At 57.9% G+C, this 17,779-nt stretch carries 16 protein-coding genes and 1 tRNA gene; 4 read left to right on the top strand and 13 right to left on the bottom strand.

Annotated features, from left to right (window positions below):
• Window positions 1-252: 252 nt before the first annotated feature.
• Complete coding sequence (locus tag LPC22_RS00720) at window positions 253-1,311, top strand: LacI family DNA-binding transcriptional regulator (protein WP_229131661.1); 1,059 nt, start codon at window positions 253-255, stop codon at window positions 1,309-1,311.
• Window positions 1,312-3,151: 1,840 nt separating this feature from the next.
• Here the strand turns inward: LPC22_RS00720 and LPC22_RS00725 are convergent.
• Window positions 3,152-3,469 carry a hypothetical protein gene (locus LPC22_RS00725; RefSeq protein WP_229131662.1) on the bottom strand — a complete coding sequence of 106 codons (318 nt, stop codon included), beginning with the start codon at window positions 3,467-3,469 and terminating at the stop codon, window positions 3,152-3,154.
• 134 nt (window positions 3,470-3,603) lie between these two features.
• On the bottom strand, window positions 3,604-4,083 hold the full coding sequence (locus LPC22_RS00730) for a hypothetical protein (RefSeq protein WP_229131663.1): 480 nt from the start codon (window positions 4,081-4,083) through the stop codon (window positions 3,604-3,606).
• A 785-nt stretch (window positions 4,084-4,868) separates the two neighbouring features.
• Here LPC22_RS00730 and LPC22_RS00735 point away from each other — a divergent pair.
• The 3 genes from LPC22_RS00735 (at window position 4,869) to LPC22_RS00745 (ending at window position 6,425) form a co-directional block, all read left to right on the top strand.
• Window positions 4,869-5,234 carry a hypothetical protein gene (locus LPC22_RS00735; RefSeq protein WP_229131664.1) on the top strand — a complete coding sequence of 122 codons (366 nt, stop codon included), beginning with the start codon at window positions 4,869-4,871 and terminating at the stop codon, window positions 5,232-5,234.
• A gap of 5 nt (window positions 5,235-5,239) precedes the next feature.
• Window positions 5,240-5,440: a hypothetical protein gene (locus tag LPC22_RS00740; RefSeq protein ID WP_229131665.1), complete on the top strand. Its 201-nt coding sequence runs from the start codon at window positions 5,240-5,242 to the stop codon at window positions 5,438-5,440.
• A 91-nt stretch (window positions 5,441-5,531) separates the two neighbouring features.
• The gene (locus LPC22_RS00745; protein WP_229131666.1) at window positions 5,532-6,425 is read left to right on the top strand and encodes an Ltp family lipoprotein; all 894 of its coding nucleotides are present in this window, start codon (window positions 5,532-5,534) and stop codon (window positions 6,423-6,425) included.
• A gap of 147 nt (window positions 6,426-6,572) precedes the next feature.
• Here LPC22_RS00745 and LPC22_RS00750 read toward each other — a convergent pair.
• From LPC22_RS00750 to argF, 11 genes are all read right to left on the bottom strand, one after another.
• Window positions 6,573-6,649, bottom strand: a tRNA-Arg gene (locus LPC22_RS00750).
• A gap of 106 nt (window positions 6,650-6,755) precedes the next feature.
• Window positions 6,756-7,514 carry a TlyA family RNA methyltransferase gene (locus tag LPC22_RS00755; RefSeq protein ID WP_229132255.1) on the bottom strand — a complete coding sequence of 253 codons (759 nt, stop codon included), beginning with the start codon at window positions 7,512-7,514 and terminating at the stop codon, window positions 6,756-6,758.
• Window positions 7,515-7,561: 47 nt separating this feature from the next.
• Entirely contained in the window at window positions 7,562-7,882 is a 321-nt protein-coding gene (locus tag LPC22_RS00760; protein WP_229131667.1) for a hypothetical protein, read from the bottom strand.
• A 5-nt stretch (window positions 7,883-7,887) separates the two neighbouring features.
• Window positions 7,888-8,952 carry an HAD-IIA family hydrolase gene (locus LPC22_RS00765; protein WP_229131668.1) on the bottom strand — a complete coding sequence of 355 codons (1,065 nt, stop codon included), beginning with the start codon at window positions 8,950-8,952 and terminating at the stop codon, window positions 7,888-7,890.
• Window positions 8,949-11,075 (bottom strand): helicase, encoded by a 2,127-nt coding sequence (locus LPC22_RS00770; RefSeq protein WP_229131669.1) that lies wholly within the window; start codon window positions 11,073-11,075, stop codon window positions 8,949-8,951. Before LPC22_RS00770 ends, LPC22_RS00765 begins: the two co-directional genes overlap by 4 nt.
• A gap of 23 nt (window positions 11,076-11,098) precedes the next feature.
• The gene (gene tyrS / locus LPC22_RS00775) at window positions 11,099-12,430 is read right to left on the bottom strand and encodes a tyrosine--tRNA ligase (protein ID WP_229131670.1); all 1,332 of its coding nucleotides are present in this window, start codon (window positions 12,428-12,430) and stop codon (window positions 11,099-11,101) included.
• Between the two features lie 248 nt (window positions 12,431-12,678).
• Window positions 12,679-13,410 (bottom strand): SGNH/GDSL hydrolase family protein, encoded by a 732-nt coding sequence (locus LPC22_RS00780; protein WP_229131671.1) that lies wholly within the window; start codon window positions 13,408-13,410, stop codon window positions 12,679-12,681.
• A 92-nt stretch (window positions 13,411-13,502) separates the two neighbouring features.
• A complete protein-coding gene (gene argH / locus LPC22_RS00785) occupies window positions 13,503-14,948 on the bottom strand; it encodes an argininosuccinate lyase (protein ID WP_229132257.1) in 1,446 nt (481 codons plus the stop codon).
• A 17-nt stretch (window positions 14,949-14,965) separates the two neighbouring features.
• On the bottom strand, window positions 14,966-16,201 hold the full coding sequence (locus LPC22_RS00790; RefSeq protein ID WP_024626517.1) for an argininosuccinate synthase: 1,236 nt from the start codon (window positions 16,199-16,201) through the stop codon (window positions 14,966-14,968).
• 59 nt (window positions 16,202-16,260) lie between these two features.
• Window positions 16,261-16,797: an arginine repressor gene (locus LPC22_RS00795; RefSeq protein ID WP_229131672.1), complete on the bottom strand. Its 537-nt coding sequence runs from the start codon at window positions 16,795-16,797 to the stop codon at window positions 16,261-16,263.
• Window positions 16,797-17,771: an ornithine carbamoyltransferase gene (gene argF / locus LPC22_RS00800; protein ID WP_229131673.1), complete on the bottom strand. Its 975-nt coding sequence runs from the start codon at window positions 17,769-17,771 to the stop codon at window positions 16,797-16,799. Before argF ends, LPC22_RS00795 begins: the two co-directional genes overlap by 1 nt.
• Window positions 17,772-17,779 lie beyond the last annotated feature (8 nt).

Genomic DNA, 17,779 nt, shown 5'->3' on the forward strand with positions numbered 1-17,779 from the left:
AGTAAGGCCTGGTGGCGATCATCAAAAGACATTCGTCACCGGGCCTTCCCAATGACCTACCAATGTTTCCCTCTGTAGAAAGCACTTTTCTAAAGCAATAAGGCCCTTACCACTCGGGGGAACAACATATGTTCACTCTTCCCTTAGCAGCCCCGGTCCAAAAGCGAATTGCTTGTTATTGTAGGTTTACAGCAAGAGTCGACAACGAATTGTCTTATAAGACGGTACTTGGATAAAACAAAAGGAGCGGCTATGAACATACGAGTGAGGTTGAAGGATGTTGCTTCGGCTGCTGGCGTATCGGTGGCCGCCGCGTCTTTGGTTCTCAATGATAGACCTATCCGCATGTCCAAGAACAAACGGAAACTCATCATTGAGACTGCAAAGAAGTTAAAATACGTTCCTAATCAGAATGCTCGCAGTCTTGTAACAAATACCTCAATGCTGTTAGCCCTGCTGGTCCCCGATATAGAAAACTACTTCTTCGCCTCGCTGGCGAAACGTATTGAAGACACCTGCCGGTCATATGGATATTCACTGATAGTGGCCAACTCCGATGACAAGGAGAAAATCGAGCATGAGTTGTTAATTCAACTCGACTCACAGGATATCGATGGACTGTTTTTGATCCCCTCTCAAGAATCCGTAAGGAATAGCGCTGATCTTAAAGCAGAAGTTACTCGGATGAGTTGCCCAGTGATCCTCACCGATAGACTTCTTGGGATGGACTGGTGCGATAGCGTGGGTTCAAATAACTATTCAGGTGGAAGACAAGCTGCTGAAATACTGGTACGTCACGGTCATACACGCATAGCATGCATATCCGGTGATAGGGAATCCGATACCTCAGAGGCCCGCAAGGCGGGTTTTCTGGACGGTCTTTCAGAAGCAGGGTTTCCCATTAATCCAGAGCTCGATGTCAATGGAGATTATCGCTTCGGCAGCGGCTATGAAGCAGCGGATTCACTGATCGACAAGGGTGCAACCGCCGTATTCTGCTGCAACGACCTGATGGCTCTTGGTTTTGTTAACAGATTAAATGAACGTGGAATGAAAATACCCGATGACTGTTCTCTCATCGGGTACGATAATACTTTGAATCATTTAGGGGTTGGGCAGAACCTGACAACCTTCGATCAAGGGATCGCCGAAATGGCCAAAACATGCTCCTCGCAAATGATGCGTAGAATCTCTGAATTGCAAAAAGACGCTAGGAACAAGACCTGGTTGGAATCGCCTGTCACGCATGTTCTCGAACCAACGGTGGTCTATCGCGGTTCTGTGCGGAATATTTCGTCTGAAACAGATTGATCATCCTCAACAACGCACTACTAAACAGTCGTCCGTAGCAAAACAGGACATAGACAGATACGTGTGATAAATAGAAAATCTTACATATTAGAGCGATGCTTAATTATCCTGCATCCTGGATAGTGTCCAGAATTTTCCTTGACCCGACCTGCTCAAGATCAGGACATGAGCATCCAATACACAGCTATTTACCGAATTCGACATCAACCCACAAGAACCAAAAATGACGATCCTGACATATTGACAGCTCTTTGAATATCGTGGCTGCAAAACGGTGGCAGCTCATCCATAGAGACGGCACACAGTGTAACGAGATGCACCAATCCTCGGAATCCGGCATGGCAGAAAACAATTGGCTTCCGTGCCCATTGAATCAGGATAAAAGGCAGGACGGGGTCATATGACGTACCTTCCTTAAATTGAACCCTTTGCTACCCACGAATGAACGAAAGCCACGGATAGGAGTATCCGCTGCAATGAAGTTCGGCATCCACACGTTTACCCCAGACCCTCCCCCAAGGCGAGAATCAGAGCCGGCGAAAATGGCAGACTAAGAAAGCCTTAACTCGCGGATGTGGAACGAAAAGCATGGGGTGGATACAGAACTCCACGAAAACCACCTACAGCAAAATCTACTGGATGACCATAATTAACCTCCGGGACCCGTTCAAGTAATGTAGATGATGACTTGCTCTTCAGAGGTACTTTTATCGTGTTAGGACTTTTGCCGCCCAAGTGTCACACAAAATCGTGCCTTTGCCGGAATCGCCGAACTATGGACAGGTTGGATCGATCCCGGATTTGTTTCGGCGGGATGGAGCCAGACTTCGCGATACCATGCATTGCGCGCCGCTTTCTCTCTTTCTGTCTTTGTTTTATGGCAAGCGTTTGAAAGCCATTGGATGTTGTCCAACTGTTGTCGTCGCCTGAGACGCTATGGTCGCTATCGGTTCCTATTCCGTTGCAACCTTTCGCATGGTGTTTGGCTTGGCATTTGCCGTCTACCCAGGCTTTGGTCTTGGCTCTGATCCTCTGCCAGTCGCCGGGCAGCCAGTCGCGCCTGCGCGAGGTCGCCATCTACAGTGCCTGCTCGGCATAGCCACTCCTGAGATATGGATGTATAGCCTAGCTCACGTCCAGAGGTAGGGGTTGTGGCGCGGCAGGCAGGGGGGCGTCCTCCCAGAAAGACGAAAGCAGGAAAACAGCACCTACGGACAGGTATATGAAGAGGCCGGAGCCTCTTTCGGGTTCCGACCCTCGCACGTTAACAGGCTACGCCAAGTTCATCTGCGTTCGAGTTTATGCTGCGCATCGTACACGTCGTCATGCTGGACGATCCTAATCAAACATAGAAGCAGCAAAGCAGTCCGACGGCTAGGTGAGCGCAAGATAGCACGGAAAGCCCGAAAAACCACGGCGCTAGCTTCGTGTTGCCTAAAATATCAATCGATAATGCCTCCGGTGACGATGCTGCACTGATGAACCTGCAGTAGCTTATGGAAAGCCGGTTGCCAACCATGGCATCCCCTGCGCTTACTCTCAATTCCCTGAAAGATTCCAGCTCGTAGGCTAGACGGAACAACCCCCTACGTCAGCGAAACTTACCGGCGGCGCTGCGACGGTTGGAATGACTATGTATAGATTCCCTGTATTGGAGTTGCCTATCATTTTCACAAAATTGGGAGTCGCGGATATAGCGGATATATAAGTCAGCATAAGCGAAATTGGAGTACGACTATAATACGGTATTCACTATTGTCGGGTGGTCTTTAACTCTCCGTAGAAGAGATTTCGGTTTAAGACTCGTATTAGCACCCTGCTTGTGTCCTACTCAGTATCATTACTGTCCTGACTTCTTCCGGAATTTACGAATTGCATCATACATTCCAGCAATAATCTGGTTCGGATCCATGGCTTCATCAGCGTAGCCGAACTCGGTTCGCACTCTCATTCTCTCTTTAAAAAAATCAACCTGCTCGACCTTGATTTTGCCATCTTTGCCAGGCTGGAGTGTCTTGACCTTTAACCGCGAAACGTGTGCCCCGGGTAATCCGCCGTTTGCACCTTTCGCGAGTATCCCGGTTTCTTTCAGTAGCCCATCAACGGCACGGCCACCTTTTTGCGTGCGGTCGAGAGTGATATTTAAATTAATCTTCATGTCGTCACTCCCGGACAATTCTTTTGCCGATGCTGCGACCGCTACTCCCTTTTCAATCTGACTTTCCGACTTGCCATGCGGTTGTCCCTCGAACTGGACATACAAGGATCTTACGCCTACTGCAGATTGGAGTTTTACCTCGGCATTCTTGCGAGGGACGGGCTTAAACACAAAGCTTCGGCTTTTTGCTTCCGCTTCAAGTAAAGTGTCATCCTTTCAGCGGCTGCTACGGATGTCGGGCCGGCCGAAGAGCGAAACATTGCCACATAATTGGTGCCTTCCACCGGCAGCAAATACGTGTATTCGTCAATCTCGCTCAACCCGAGTGCCTTTCTATGGACACCCAGGCTTTTCGTATTCCCCCGTGCATCTTTGCCTTTCGGCCAATCGTGAAGCGACCTAGGCTTCAAAAGATGAAAATATCCTGCTACCGGAGTTGAGCTTTCGCCAACTTCTCCTTCATAATAATTTGTCCCTAAAAAGTATGACTTCCATGGTTTCGTATATTCTTTTAAGAATCGCTCCCACTCAGCTGGACCCCATTCCTTGACATTGCCCTTATTATCTGTCTCTTCACCGGTGTAAAAATATATGGTCCTTCTTTTTCCAGCCATAACCTTACTCCTTCGTACAAGTTTAGCTGGGTAAAGAATACAACAAAATCCGGAAATACGTTTCTACAAGCAGCCACATCATACGAAAGATCCGGGCATCTCTGCTCGCCCCTTACAATAAAAAACCTGCGTGGCAATCACACGTCAACGGACCAGTTTTGTCAACTCCTGTTGCGTATGCGCAGACCGTAGGCTCGCCGATGTCGAACACACACTTACCAGGCTCTTCCGTTTTCACTGCTGAGGGCAGTTTCCCGTGTTTGATCCACAGGGTCACCTGCTTGCGATTGATTTTTCACCCGATCTGCCTCGAGTCCAGTCGACGGCATCCCTGGGCGTGCAGGTGATGGTCCTGCCTTTGAACTCCTCCATCCTGGATTGTCTGATGGCTGTTATGCTCCACAAGCTGCCACATACAGGGAGGTGGCCATCTGGTCGTCAGGGGGCCTAGGATATCCGCTCCGCGCTTGGGGTTGAGGCATCGCCCGTGGATGATCCGGTCCTGCGATGGCGTGGTGCGCATCCTGACCCAGTGGAGAGCATTGGTCAGGTGCCGGTAGTCGCGTCCGCCGTTTGGAGCGTCGGCGAGCCTGCCCACCCGGACTGTCAGCTTGGCGAGCAGCTGGGGCGCTCTGCGTCCCAAGAGGCCGATATCGCTAGGTGCACCCTGAAGGGTATCCTCCACCTGGCTGCACAGGTCGGCCTTTCCCGTGCGCTTAGGGTATCCGAATACAGCTCTAATCTTGCTGGTAGTGCTGATAGTCCCAGACGATGCAAGGAATCACATGGTCAAGAAATTGGCCTCGTTGCTCCTGGTGATATGCGCATCAGTCTCGCAGGCTGCATGCGGAGAACAGAGCTCCGATGCAGTAAAACGACTCAACGCCAAATGCAACAAAGCATCCCATCCCATTCAGTACAACAAAAAAGAGAACAGCATACTGTACATGTCTGAATTGGACTCGGACACAAGCTCTGCGGCTTTGCCCAGTCTATCGTGCATCACGAAAACCGTTGGCGTTACCGCTGATGAGCTGAACGATCAAGTGCAAGACGACGGCAGCGGATTTCTGGAGAAGAACGGATACAGCATAGGCATATCGTCTACCGGGCAAAATATCATGCGTACCATAGAAGACCAAGAGAAGTGAAGGCAATGAAGATCGGCATGCGCACCCCCAGTCCTAGACGCTCCCTCAAAGCACGAACCACCGGCAAGTGGAAGAGGCAGACGAAGAAGGCCCTGATTCCCGGATACGGGAGGAAGGGCATGGGATGGATACGAAACCCCAGGAAAGCTATGTACAACAAGATCTTCCGGAAGACCACGTTCAGCATCTGGGACCTGTTCAAGTAAGACAAAAAATGAGCCCCGCTCCGGCAGGGCTTTTCCCATGCCCGCGAAGCAGCTTGCTGGTCGGCAGGTCAATAGCAGCTAAGGTAGTTATATGAGCAAGAGAGTTCTTGGTTTCATTATGTGCTGCGGCTTGATGGCAAGCCTTGCCAGTTGTGCACCTAAAAACACAACCGCAAAACCGAAACCATCAAGCGACTCCGCAGACTCCTTGTATGACCGGCGTCCCTTGTTCTTCTCATGCAGTGTAAAAGACGACAATGGCAACGACGTTAAAAACGATAAAGGCGAGACCAAGCTCATAACCATTAAAAATTACAAGGATTCATGGAAGTACCCGTCGCCACTCGACTGTATGGCCCAAGGAGAAACACCAGACCCCACCGAGGAACAGAGAACAGCCTTGAGCAAGGTCCAAACAAAGGAAGACGCCTCCGACGCGGACGATGGATTCACACGCGTGCTGGCAGAATGCGCCAGCACCACAGGATACCCAATCGACGGGCGCAGCGACACGAACAAGGATCCAGACAAGAACCCCTTCGCCAACGCAGAAGCAGCCAAGGACGGATACAAGGTCCTAGCTTTCTGCCCAGACCACCCCCAAGCAGCAAGGATCAAACGGAACGCCGACCAAGCGTCATCCAATGATGCGCAGGGCAGCGCTCAGCAGAAAAAAATCCCAGCTGAGTACCAATCCGCTCTATCGAAGGCTCAAGACTATTCAAGCATAATGCACATGTCTAAGGAAGGTATCCGCGAACAGCTATCAAGCGAGAACGGAGAGCAATTCTCTCAGCAAGCGGCACAATACGCCGCAGACAACCTCCAAGCTGATTACAACGCCAATGCCCTTGCCAAAGCCAAAGAATACCAGGAGACCATGCACATGAGCCCAGCAGCCATCCAGGAGCAGCTCACCAGCCAGTACGGAGAGAAGTTCACACAGGAAGAGGCGGCTTACGCCGTTCAACATCTCAACCAGTAACCAATCTCCACATATCAGCCCCGCTCCGGCGGGGCTTTTCTTTTGCGAAGACTTTTGTCACACAGATGTCACACAAAATCGTATTTCAGGCGAATACCTCGATCAATGGAAAAGCCCCGCAGCCGTTGTGGCTGTAGGGCTTTCGTGTGGTGCGCCAGACAGGATTCGAACCTGCAACCTGCTGATCCGTAGTCAGCTGCTCTAATCCGTTGGGCTACTGGCGCATGTCATCTTGACGAGGAACTCGTTTTTGACAACTCATTTATATTATCGCAATTGTGGATTGTGTCCAGTCTGGTGTGTCGCGAAGGAAGCGGGAAACCACAGACTTCAGGCCGACCGTGACCAAGACAGCCAGAGCAGATATTCCACGTTGCCATGGGCTCCGGTTATGGGCGATGGCATAGTGGCACGTACAGCGAATCCATGCTCGCGCGCACAGGCCAAGACGCGCTCCAGAGCCTCTTGCCTGCGGTCCTCGTCCGTCACAATGCCATGATGGCCAAGCAGGCTACGTCCGACCTCGAACTGGGGCTTGACCAGCAACAGGCAGTTAGCAGTTGACGCCAGCAACCCAGGCAGTACGGGAATGACATAGGTCAACGAGATGAAGGACACATCCGAGACAACATATTCCGGACGATAAGGCAGATCGTCCAGCTGAACTTCGCGTATGTTGACACCGCTCATGTCAATCACCCTAGGATCAGCGGCAATCCGACCCAACAACTGTCCATGGCCCACATCAAGGGCTATAACTCGCTTGGCTCCATGCCTGAGCAGAACATCAGTGAAACCGCCCGTAGACGCCCCGATATCGAGGCAGAGCCTGTCCTGCGGGCCGGGCATCCCCTGCGCCTTAAAAGTCGTCAGAGCACCCTCCAGCTTCAGTGCTCCCCGGGAGGCATAGTCATCGCCCGGATCCAGAAGGATCACATCGCCTGGCTGGACACTCTGAGCAGGCCTTGATGCCAAATGATCATTGACCGTAACCCGGCCCTGCCGAATCAGCGCCTGAGCTCTGGCCCGCGAATCCGTCAGCCCCTGTGCAGGCAGGATACGGTCAAGTCGATCGCGGGCAAGAGCCACTGTTCTTCGCCGACCGGCTCCAGCGCTGATGACCGCGTCCTCATCGTTCACTTGCCCTCCCGATTCAGATCCTGCTGAAGCCCGGCCAGCACCTTGCCGAGCATCTCAACCTGTTGGGCATCGTCCAGATCGTCCAATTTCGCCAAATCAGGGAAACGCTCCAAAAGAGGGGCCATGGCTTGCTTATCCATGGGCTCTTTGGGTGCAGACGCAGTCGTATCCTCGTCTTCCGTCTGTGAGGACCCTCCAGAATCCTCAGACTCAACAGGCTGCCCTGTCTGGCCGGACTGCTCAGACAGCCCATAGTCATTGGAACCTTGCGAAGATTCACTCGCTCCAAGCTGTCCTGACTTGACCTCTTTCGACATGGGCGCTACGCCCCGACGACAAAGGCAGGCAAATCCAGCAAATCCATATCGCCACCACGATCCTGATACTCCCAGATCGCACAGGCGCAGGCCCGCACAGCATCCAGATCAGATATGGGGTCGCTACCGCCTTCAAGAGCACGGAGGGTGACATGCCCGTCATCATCCACCCTTGCGGTTTGGTCGCCGCAGTGCCAGACCTGATCTGCCTCCTTGCTGGGCTGCGGTTGCGACTTGGCCAGGCCACGCAGGTCTTCAGCCAGATAGGTCGGCCGCCACTTGGCTGGTGCAGTCAGAATTGCGGGTGTTCGGGCCACACCCGTCAGGACGAGCATAGAGTCGTATCCGCCCCGGTTGGCTGCCTCGATGTCGGTGTCCAGACGATCGCCCACAGGCAGGCATCGGTCAATGTCCAGGATCTTTTTCTGGTCGCCGGCCAAGAGCTGCCGGGCCTCGTCGTACATGGCCGATTCCGGCTTGCCGGCCGAGTCCTCCGGCTGCTTGCCAGTAGCCAGAATCACCGGTTGGAGCATGGCCCCATTGCCGGGGGCCATACCGCCTTCCCGGGGCAGGGTCTGATCCTTGTTGGTGGTGAAGTAACGTGCACCGTTTTCAATGGCAAATGCGGCCTGGGCCAGGTCCTGCCAGCTCAGTTCGGGATACCAAGCCTGAATGACAGCATCTGGCTGATCGGCAGCCTTGTCCACGGGCACCATACCGTTGATGCGGATCTGCTCGCGCAAATGGTCTGAACCGATGACCAGCACCCGGGCGCCCTCCTGCAGGTATCGGCGCAGCATTCGTGCGGCGACGACGGCGGAAGTAATGACCTGGCCATCGTCCAGGGTCAGCCCAAATCCTCGCAGCTGATCGGCCACCACATGGGGAAACCGGGATGCGTTGTTGGTGGTATAGGCCATGCGCATGCCAAGTGTCTGAGCGCGGTCGATGCCCTCGGCTGCATGCTCGACAGGGTCAGCGCCCCGGTAGACCACTCCGTCCAGATCCAGCAGAGCCAGACGGTAGATCTTTGCCGGGGCGTCTTCAGTTCCTTTAAGGAAGACGGTCATGATTCGGCCTTGGCTTCATCAGACGTATCCGACTCCTTGACCTGCTCATCCTTGGACTGTTCATTCTGACGATCGGCAGTATCGGCTTCGGATTCTGCGTCCCTGCCAGACAGATCACCATCGTCAGCAGCCGGTTCATCGGCAACAGTTGTGTCGATTTCATCGTCAGTCTGGTCACTTTGAGAGCCACTCCCCGAAGCTTCCGCATCAAAGCGAGAAGGCTCCCCCTCGGATTGCTTCACAGCATCTGACGATTCCTGCATTCCGGATTCGGACATTGGGGATGATTCAGCTGACTCAGTCGAATCAGCTGAATCAGCTGTATCAGTCGAGTCCGCTGAATCGTTCGAAGCTACTGATTCAGGAGATTCCTCAACCTGGCTTTCATCGGCACTCTGTACCGATTCGTCAGTGACATCAGACTCAGCGGCCTCGGTCTCAACTTCAGCCTCATCCGAGTCCTCCTCACCGCCATCCGGGTCAATGGAGAGATCCTCCATCATGGCCGGATCCAGGTGCTCCAGGTCGTAGTCGATCAGGATTTCCTCAGACTGTCCGTCCTTCTGGCCATCCTCGTCCTCATCCTCGTCGGCATACTCAGCTTCCAGGCGATCCAGCAGAGGTTCCAGCTCCAGAGCCTCCTGGCTGCGACCAGCCTGCTCAAGGAAGTTCTGCTCGGCCTGCACGGCACGCATTCGGTAGTCGCCGCTGAGCCCGCGGGCCTTGACAAGAGCTTGAACGGTCTCGATGGCCTTGTCCCACAAGCCCAGATCGCCCAGTGCTCCGGCATAAACCAGGAACATCTCCGCCTTGGACTCGCCTTGCAGCTGGCTGCCCTCTTCGGAGGTGGCCTCCTCAATGGCCTTGCGGGGATTGCCCAGGCCACGCTCACAGTCGGCGATGAAGGGCAGGTAATCAGAATAGCCGTTCATACGGTGTGCGGTGCGGAACTCCTTCAAGGCCAGCTTGTAGTCGCCCTGACGGTAGGCCACCAGGGCCAGAGTCTCACGGGCAAGATCGATCCGCGAAGCCTGCCGGGCAGCCCACTTGGCGTGGGCTAGAGCACCTTGGGGATCGGTCTCCTCCAGCGCGTAGGCGGCCAGGATGTGCAGACCAATGTTCTCGGCATGCTCCTTGCTCAGTCCGCGCAGGCGTAGGCGATCATCCTTGGAGAGCATGGACCACTCCAGGCCCTTGGGCATCTTGGGCTCGCCAGGCCGACGATCCGTGTAGGGGTTCTGCGATGGGTAGGAAATGGTCCCGTCTGAGTTGCGGCGACCGCGGTCATAGCCATTCTGGCGGTCACGCTGATAAGTCCCGCGGCGGTCATCACGGCGATAATCTTCACGACGACGGTCATCGCGACCATGCTGGCCCTGGAATCTGTCGCCATGGGAACGGTCGCCCCGATAGCCGCCTTGACGATGGTCGTCACGGGAACGGTCACCATAGGAACGGTTGCCATAGTGACGATCTCCATGTGAACGCTTCTGGCGTGGACGGTCATCACGGGAGCGGTTGTTCCATGGGCGATCCCCACCAGACCGCTCACCCTGCCTACGATCAAACCTCCGGTCGTCATCCCGACGACGGTTGCCACGGAAGCCCTGACCACGATCACGGTCACGGTCATGCCGCTGGTAACCATATCCCGACCGACCGCGGTCGTTGTCGTGGTCACGATGCCCGTATCCACCATGACCGTTGGCATGGAAGTCGCGACGAGGACGGTCGCCATCCTGCCGACGGCCGTGGTGGTCATCACGCCTGTCAAAATGGCGATCCCGGTCGGAATCCCTACGGAATCCGCCGTGGCCATCCTGACGATCATGCCTGTATCCACGATTATCGCGATCGAACCGATCGTGTCCGCTTCCGCGGAAGGGCCGCTGTCCATTCCTGCCCTCGGAGCGACGCTCTTCGCCGCTCTCGCCGTCATGGTTGTGGAAGTTGCCGGAACGGTGACCTCCCGAACGGTAGCCTCCGGAGCGGTATCCGCCCGAATGCGAACCGCCCTTGTGGAAGCCCGAAGAGCGACGGCCGCCCGACCGGAAGCCTCCTGGGCGCGAACCGCCCCGGCCCCGTCCGCGATCGCCCCGGGAATGATTGTGTTCTTCTGCCATCAGTGTCCTTAATTCCTACGTTCCTACTTGCCGGCCCGACGCTCAAGTGCGCCCAGGGCCTTCTTTCCTCTGCGAACCAGGGCGAAGCGCCCATGCAGAAAGTCCTTGTTCTCCAAAACCTGATCCGGATCCTCGACCCGCTGGTTATTCAGGTAGAAACCGCCCGATGCCACAGTCTTGCGCGCCTCGGAGACCGAACGGAAGAGTCCGGCCGCAACACCGGCTTCCACCAGACGCTGGCCCTCGCTGGCTGCGGGCAGAGCTCGCCCGCCTTGTCCATCATCGACCTTGAGGCCGTCGAGTGCGGAATCCAGCACATCCTCGTCCAGCTCCTCCAGGGTCTTGCCACGACCGAAGAGGGCACCCGAGGCATCGATGGCCCCTTGGGCGGCATGCTCGCCGTGCACATATGAGGTCACCTGCCAGGCCAGAACCTTCTGGGCCTCGCGCGCGCCCGGATCCTGGGCGGTCCTCTCCTCCAGACGCTCGATCTCGGCCTTGGGCAGGAAGGTGAAGGTCTTCAGCAGCTTGACCACCTGGTCGTCGGGCTGGTTGAACCAGAACTGGTAGAAGCGGTAGGGGCTGAACATGGTGGGATCCAGCCAGACCGCGTTGCCCTCGGACTTGCCGAACTTCTTGCCCTGGGAGTCGGTGATCAATGGGCTGGTCATCACGTTGACGGAGGCATTGCGCACCTTGCGGATCAGGTCCAGGCCGCTGGTCAGGTTCCCCCACTGGTCGCTGCCGCCCAGCTGCAGACTGCATCCGTAGCGGTCGAAGAGCTCCAGGAAGTCGTTGCCCTGAAGCACCTGGTAGCTGAACTCGGTAAAGGAGATGCCCTCGTCGGAGTCCAGACGGCGGGCCACCGTGTCCTTGGCCAGCATGGTGCCCATGCGGAAGTTCTTGCCCACATCGCGCAGGAAGTCGATGGTGCTCATAGAGCCGGTCCACTCATAATTATTGACGAATCGGACGGGATTCTCACCTTTGGTGTCCAGGAAGCGCCCGATCTGGCCACGCAGGCGCTCGGTCCACTCGGCCACGGTCTGCTTGGGGTTCAGGGTGCGCTCCCCCGACTGCCGAGGGTCGCCGATCAGCCCGGTGGCCCCGCCCACAACGGCGATTGGATGCAGACCGGCCGCCTGCAGGTGGCGCATGTTGAGCAGCTGGACCAGATTGCCCACGTGCAGTGAGGGGGCCGTGGGGTCGAATCCGCAATAATAGGTCACCGAGGGGTCGGCCAGCACCTTCCTGAGCTCGGACTCGTCCGTGCACTGGGCAATGAGACCGCGCCACTTGAGTTCGTCGAAAAGCGAGTCGAAACCCGCCTGCCTGAAATCGGTGACCTGCGACATGAGAGGCTACTCCCTATCGAAAATTTGATGAATGTATGCTAAACCCTACTATTCTTGCAACAGATACCGACACGGCAGGGCTCTGGATCGCCGCAGACAAGACCGCACCAAGCCGGAATTCCCGAGGAATGAAGCTGGGTTGATTATTCATTGCGGATCAGCCGCTGTCGATTGACTCTTGACCGCCGACTATTGACCTATGGCAGGGCGACCAGAAGGAACCTTTCAGCGTAATCGCTGCATTCAAGTCAGGAATGCACAGACACAGACAACTGATCGATCAAGTCTTGGGGAATGTGGTCGACCACGCAGGCGGCCATGCGCCGATATCCTTCAACCCCCGGATGGAAGTGATCGATGCCCCAGAAATCGGGTCGGTCAGTGCCAACGTCGTCGCGGGTGGCATCCACGAAAGGCACCGAGGCCTCTTGGCAGACCCGACGGCTGGTCTGCGTCTGGCGGGCTATCCTACGCTCCACCTCGGCCCTGAGCGCCCGACCCAGGGCAGGATCCCGATAGAGCTGACCGGAGCTGAGGACCAGCACCTGGCGGCCCTTGTCTTTAGCCAGATCGATGCTGGCTGCCAGGTCATCCCGCCACTGCTCATCGGTGCGGTTGGCCATGATGTCGTTTGATCCTGCACACAGAACCAGCAGATCAGGATGGTCCTGCAGAGCGGGCAGGAACCGGTAACGCACCCTGCGGATGGTGGCCCCCAACCGACCCTGGGTCGACCAGGGTACCGGACGCCCCAGCCGGGTGGCAAGGCAGGCGGCTATGTCAGGGACGAAGCCCTGGCTCTGGTCCTTCACCCCGCAGCCGACCGCCATGGAGTCGCCCACCACCAGCATGGTCAGCGGCTCCAGGTCGCGGCCTTGTTCCGGTGGCGAGCACAGCCCTTGGCGTGAGCCGGGTGGCTCCTTGGCCAGAGTGATGTGCTGCTTGGCCCACCAGGCCTGGACCAGTGCCACCGGATTCATGTTCGCCGCCGCCTTTCGCTCTTTGCCCTCCCTCTTGGGGATTGCCGTTGGGCATTCTAACGCGGCCACCGGCCTGACGGAAACCGGAAAGTTCACCTGGGCGGACGGTAGGCAGGCCCATCAGACTGCGAGTTGGCGAAAGCCTTCAGATCCTTCAGCGCATCTGCAGCCTGGTCCATCTGCTCCTTGACCCTCTCCGGTGCGGTGCCACCCTGGCCCCGGCGAGCGCGCACGGCTCCCCCAGCGGTCAGAACCGAACGGACCTTTGGAGCTTGATCAGCAGGCACCCAGTCAGCGAAGACCTTGATGAAATCGGCATCGTCCAGGTCAGCCAGCTCGCAGCCACGACCCTCGGCCAGCTTGACGCAGGCTCCGGAGAGCTCGTGGGCATGCCGGAAGGGCACTCCTTGCCTGACCAGCCACTCAGCCAGGTCGGTAGCCAGGGCGAATCCTGTGGGAGCCTGCTCCTCCAGCCGATCCTTGTTGAAGGTCAAGGTGGCGACCATGCCGGCAAAGGCGGGCAACAGGACCTCCAGGGTGTCCACCTGGTCGAAGACCGCCTCCTTGTCCTCCTGCAGGTCGCGCGCATAGGCTGTCGGCAGCCCCTTGAGGGTGGTCAGCAGACCAGCCAGATCCCCGACCAGTCGACCGGCCTTGCCGCGAGCCAGCTCGGCCACGTCCGGATTCTTCTTCTGAGGCATGATGGAGGATCCGGTGGAATAGCCGTCGTCCAGGCGAACGAAGGCGAACTCCTGGGTGTTCCAGATGATGATCTCCTCGGCCAGCCTGGATAGGTCCACGCCGATCATGGCGGCAACGAAGGCGAATTCGGCCACCACATCCCTGGCAGCAGTCCCGTCGATGGAGTTGGCGCAGACCCGGCTAAAGCCCAGATCCCGGGCCACTGGCAGGGGGTCCAGCCCCAGGGTGGTGCCAGCGAGCGCGCCCGACCCGTATGGACTGGCATCGGCACGTTGGTCCCAGTCCCTCAGGCGCTCCAGGTCACGGACCAGGGGCCAGACATGGGCCATGAGCTGGTGGGCCAGCAGAACAGGCTGGGCGTGCTGCATGTGGGTGCGGCCAGGCATGACCGTGGTCCCCGCCGCACGGGCCTGATCCATCAGAGCCTGGGCCGTGCGCAGCAGATCCTTGGCCAGTACGCGGGCGTGACGACGCAGCCAGATCCGAATCAAGGTGGCGATCTGATCGTTGCGCGACCGCCCGGCCCGCAGCTTGCCGCCCAGCTGGTCCCCCGCAATGTCGATCAGGCCGCGCTCCAGGGCCGTGGCCTCATCTTCATCGCCGGGTTCAGGGGCGAAGGCGCCGGAGTCCACCTGATCCTGAAGCTCATCCAGGGCCTGTTCCATACGTGCCAGCTCGCCATCGTCCAGCAACCCAGCACGGTTGAGAGCCCGAGCGTGGGCCCGAGAACCGGCAAGGTCGTCATCGGCCAGTCGCCAATCAAACTGTGTGGACCGGCTGAGCTCGACCAGCGCCGGCGAGGGACCACCGCTGAAGCGCCCGCCCCAGAGGGCCATGAGTTTGTCGCCGGTGCTCACTGCTCTTGTCCGTCCTGCGCGATGCCGTTGCCGAAGCGCATATCACGGGCGGCAGCCACCTTGTCGGCCAGGCCGTAGATGGCGATGAACCCGTTGGAGGCGTTCTGGTCGAAGCTGTCGCCGGACTCGTAGGTGGCCAGGCTGTAGTCGTAGAGGGAGCTGTCGGAGTGCCGACCGGTGACCACGGCCCGCCCCCCGTGCATGACCATGCGGATGCGGCCGGAGACATAGCGCTGGGTCTCCTCGATGAAGGCGTTCAGGGAGCGGACGGCCGGCGAGTACCACTGGGCGTCGTAGACCAGCTCGCCCCAGCGCTTGTCGATGTCGCGCTTGATCCGGTGCTGTTCGCGCTCCAAGCAGCAGTTCTCCAGCTCCTGGTGGGCGGTGATCAGGGCAATGGCCCCGGGTGCTTCATAGAGCTCGCGGGACTTGATACCCACCAGCCTGTCCTCGATCAGATCCACACGTCCGATCCCCTGGGCTCCAGCCCGGCGGTTCATCTCCTCGATGGCCTCCAGAGGCGTGACAGCCCTGCCGTCGATGCGCACGGGGATGCCCTGCTCGAAGTCGATGGTCACCTCGTCCTCAACAGGTGGGAAGGCCGGGTCGTCGGTGTAGGAGTAGACGTCCTTGGTGGGCCCGTTCCAAGGATCCTCCAGGTAGCCGGTCTCGATGGCCCGTCCCCAGACATTCTGATCGATGGAATAGGGGCTCTCCTCGGTCTGCTCGATGGGCAGGTGGTGCTCCTTGGCGTAGGCGATCTCCACGTCCCTCATCAGTCCCAGGTCACGGATGGGGCTGATGGCCTTCAGCGAGGGGTCGATGGACATGATGGAGACCTCGAAACGGACCTGGTCGTTGCCCTTGCCGGTGCAGCCGTGGGCTATGGTGTCAGCACCGTACTGGTGAGCAGCCTGGACCAGATGCTTGGTGATCAGCGGCCTCGAGATTGCCGATACCAGCGGGTAGACCCCCTCATACATGGCATTGGCCTTGAGCGCCAGCATGCAGTAATCCCTGGCAAACTCGTCCCGGGCATCCACCACGACGGACTCAACGGCTCCGCAGTCCAGGGCCCGCTGGCGGATGGTCTGCAGACGCTCGCCGCCTTGGCCCACATCCAGGGAGACGGCCACCACATCCTTGCCGGTGCGCTCCTTAAGGTAGGGAATGGACACCGAGGTGTCCAGGCCGCCCGAGTAGGCCAGCACGATGCGATTGTTTTCGGTCATGGCGATCCTCTTTCCTTGTAATTTCACACTTGTCAGTATTCAGTTCGTGCTTCCGGCGATCATCGGGCCTTGACATCCTCCTGGCCGGAAACGATGGTCATGAGCCAGTCGGCCCGGGATGAAGCCGATTCATCGTCTGCAGCGATGATCAGAATCGTGTCGTCCCCGGCTATGGTGCCCAGGATTCCATTGATGGGCTGGCGGTCCAGGGCGGAAGCTGCATACTGGGCGGCACCGGCCGGGGTTCTGACCACCAGCAGGTTGCGGGCCCGGGCCACCGAAGTGATCAGCCCGGTCAGAATCTTGGCCAGGTAGGCATCGGTCTTGTTCTCCCCCTCGACCTCAGGCCCCTCGGCGGCAGCGGCCTCCATGGCCTGCTGGTCGGTGGTGGCGGGAATCCAGTAGGCCATGCTGCCGTCTGCATACCGCAGCTTGGTGGCATGCAGGTCGTCCAGGTCCCGGCTCAGGGTGGCCTGGGTCACCTCGATGCCTTGCTCAGCCAGCAGGGCCGACAGCTGCTGCTGGGAGTTGACCCGATGTCGGTTCAGGGCCTGACGGATGGCATCCAGCCGGGCCACCTTGGTCGTCGGACGCATCAGCACACCCCCTGCAGGAGTGATTCGTCACCCCGGGAGCGAGCCACCAGCCAGGTCATCAGGGCCTTCTGCGCATGCAGTCGGTTTTCCGCCTCATCCCAGACCACGGACTGGGGGCCGTCGATGACCTCAGCCGTCACCTCCCGGCCCCTATAGGCGGGCAGGCAGTGCTGGAAGAGGGCATCCGGGCGGGCATGGGCCATAAGCTGGGCGTTGACCTGATAGGGCAGGAAGGGATGGGAGCGGATGGCGTACTGGTCCTCCTCGCCCATGGAGACCCAGGTGTCGGTGAAGACGCAGTCGGCGTCCTCCACGGCCTGGACCGGATCCATGGTGATCAGAATGGATCCTCCGTTTTCAGCGGCCAGTGTCCGCGCCTGTTCCACCAGGTTTGGATCGGGCAGGAAGCCGTTGGGTCCGGCAATCCGCACGTTCATACCGGCTACTGCCCCGGCCAGCAGATAGGAGTTGGCCATGTTGTTGGCTGCATCACCCAGGTAGGCGATGGTCATGCCGGCCAGGGCGTCGACCCCGCCCCGGTGCTGTGCCAGGGTCAGGAAGTCGGCCAGAACCTGGCAGGGATGGAAGGAATCGGTCAGCGCGTTGATGACAGGCACGGTGGCATGTGCAGCCATGGTCTCCACCCGATCCTGGCCAAAGGTTCGCCAGACTATGGTGGACGTCATCCGTGTCAGTACGTTGGAGGTGTCCGCCACGGGCTCGCCACGGCCCAGCTGCGAGCCAGAGCTATCGATGACCATGGGATAGCCGCCCAGCTGGGCCACGCCTACGCAGAAGCTTGTCCTGGTGCGCGTGCTGGGCTTGTCGAAGATGATGGCCACGGCCTGAGGCCCCTGATAGGGCTGAGATAAATAGGGATTTGCCCTGAAAGCCATGCCCAGTCGAAGGACCTCCAACTGCTCCTCGTGGTTGAGGTCGTCGTCACGCAGCATGTGCCGCAAACCTTTGTTCATCTCTGCCT

The sequence above is a fragment of the Bifidobacterium mizhiense genome, assembly GCF_020884755.1.
GTDB classification, from domain to species: Bacteria; Actinomycetota; Actinomycetes; order Actinomycetales; family Bifidobacteriaceae; genus Bombiscardovia; species Bombiscardovia mizhiensis.

What these genes read in the sequence shown, in the direction of transcription:
- tyrS (WP_229131670.1), bottom strand. Translation starts at nt 12,430, where the DNA reads ATGTCGCAGGTCACCGATTTCAGGCAGGCGGGTTTCGACTCGCTTTTC.
- LPC22_RS00765 (WP_229131668.1), bottom strand. Translation starts at nt 8,952, where the DNA reads ATGACCGTCTTCCTTAAAGGAACTGAAGACGCCCCGGCAAAGATCTAC.
- LPC22_RS00795 (WP_229131672.1), bottom strand. Translation starts at nt 16,797, where the DNA reads ATGCGTCCGACGACCAAGGTGGCCCGGCTGGATGCCATCCGTCAGGCC.
- LPC22_RS00790 (WP_024626517.1), bottom strand. Translation starts at nt 16,201, where the DNA reads ATGACCGAAAACAATCGCATCGTGCTGGCCTACTCGGGCGGCCTGGAC.
- argH (WP_229132257.1), bottom strand. Translation starts at nt 14,948, where the DNA reads ATGGCCCTCTGGGGCGGGCGCTTCAGCGGTGGTCCCTCGCCGGCGCTG.
- LPC22_RS00740 (WP_229131665.1), top strand. Translation starts at nt 5,240, where the DNA reads ATGAAGATCGGCATGCGCACCCCCAGTCCTAGACGCTCCCTCAAAGCA.
- LPC22_RS00725 (WP_229131662.1), bottom strand. Translation starts at nt 3,469, where the DNA reads ATGAAGATTAATTTAAATATCACTCTCGACCGCACGCAAAAAGGTGGC.
- argF (WP_229131673.1), bottom strand. Translation starts at nt 17,771, where the DNA reads ATGAACAAAGGTTTGCGGCACATGCTGCGTGACGACGACCTCAACCAC.
- LPC22_RS00735 (WP_229131664.1), top strand. Translation starts at nt 4,869, where the DNA reads ATGGTCAAGAAATTGGCCTCGTTGCTCCTGGTGATATGCGCATCAGTC.
- LPC22_RS00770 (WP_229131669.1), bottom strand. Translation starts at nt 11,075, where the DNA reads ATGGCAGAAGAACACAATCATTCCCGGGGCGATCGCGGACGGGGCCGG.
- LPC22_RS00745 (WP_229131666.1), top strand. Translation starts at nt 5,532, where the DNA reads ATGAGCAAGAGAGTTCTTGGTTTCATTATGTGCTGCGGCTTGATGGCA.
- LPC22_RS00760 (WP_229131667.1), bottom strand. Translation starts at nt 7,882, where the DNA reads ATGTCGAAAGAGGTCAAGTCAGGACAGCTTGGAGCGAGTGAATCTTCG.
- LPC22_RS00730 (WP_229131663.1), bottom strand. Translation starts at nt 4,083, where the DNA reads ATGGCTGGAAAAAGAAGGACCATATATTTTTACACCGGTGAAGAGACA.
- LPC22_RS00780 (WP_229131671.1), bottom strand. Translation starts at nt 13,410, where the DNA reads ATGAATCCGGTGGCACTGGTCCAGGCCTGGTGGGCCAAGCAGCACATC.
- LPC22_RS00720 (WP_229131661.1), top strand. Translation starts at nt 253, where the DNA reads ATGAACATACGAGTGAGGTTGAAGGATGTTGCTTCGGCTGCTGGCGTA.